The 1,111-nt window shown below is 39.9% G+C and carries 2 protein-coding genes; both read right to left on the reverse strand.

The genetic code is table 11. The features are described from left to right. Positions 1-4: 4 nt before the first annotated feature. Positions 5-331, reverse strand: coding sequence for a hypothetical protein (locus Q5Y71_RS16895; protein ID WP_306043244.1), 327 nt, complete (start codon positions 329-331; stop codon positions 5-7). A gap of 62 nt (positions 332-393) precedes the next feature. Next, on the reverse strand, positions 394-1,111 hold a 718-nt coding region (locus Q5Y71_RS16900), incomplete at its 5' end, for a hypothetical protein (RefSeq protein WP_306043245.1).

The following is a 1,111-nucleotide window of genomic DNA, read 5'->3' on the forward strand; positions in this document are numbered from 1 at the left end:
CAGCTCATCTTTCAATGAAGAAATATGCTAGAGAAAACATGCTAATTATAGGGATCAATAGGCTCAACACCCCACCTATATGCCCAGAGGATTTACAGAGAACAACCTTTTTCTTATCTAAAAAATCTTTACTACGATTCTGAATAGAAAAAAATATATAATTTACTAAAAAAACAACAATGGAAATTAATACCGCCGCAAATTTGGTAACGCTAGAAAAAAGCTCTCCTACCCCTAATAACAAATGCGCAATCAAAACTCCGTTTATAAAAAGAGCAATTTCAAAGAAAGAAAGAGACAGGCAGGCATAGTAGTGATTATGCTTGCCCACACCATTGATCTTTTCAGAGAGAGCAAAAAATTTAAAATAAAAATAATTCAACATATTTCGATTTAACAATTCTCAGTATACCAGCACAAGAAATCTACCCCAGGTTGAACAGTATAATCATATACTCCAGGAATATATTTAATAGCTGCCGATGTTCCGGTATAGCTAATAGCACCAACTGCACCCACAGTGCCCCCAGCAAACCCTGCTACACCAAACGCTAAGTCAACGCCTGCATTAAATACACCAAAACCATTCCCACTACTTAAGGCCTGTCCACCATTCCAAAGTGAAATAGCAGTGCCGACAAAAAAAAGTCCTGCACCTGCATGTTTTAGTGCTTGGAGACTTTTAGACGCGTCTAATGCATTTGCAATAGGAAATGGAGTCCATTTGCTTGCCCTAATATCATTGATACCATTTACATCACTGCGATTCACGAGTGAGATAATTGCAGCCGTTCCAAACAGCTGCGCGGCACCAACTGTAGGATCTGCAATAGAAACACCTTTCTGAAACCCATTCCATAGGCTCATTTGTGCATTTCCAGCACTCATCGAGATGAAACCTTCTTGCAAAGATTCTACTTGCCCTACTACTTTGGTCCGTTCAATTTCTTGGGCTATTATCTTGTAGCTGTTCCCATCTATATAAGCTTGATCAGTCCACAAAACTGGACCCAGCGCATAAGCATAATAAGGAATACTAATAGGCATCGTTAAACGAGGAGCCTCTACCACAACCTCTTCAGGAGGCCTCTCCTCCTCCCTCTTTCTTCTC

The sequence above is a fragment of the Microbulbifer sp. 2205BS26-8 genome (assembly GCF_030731025.1).
GTDB classification, from domain to species: domain Bacteria; phylum Pseudomonadota; class Gammaproteobacteria; order Pseudomonadales; family Cellvibrionaceae; genus Microbulbifer; species Microbulbifer spongiae.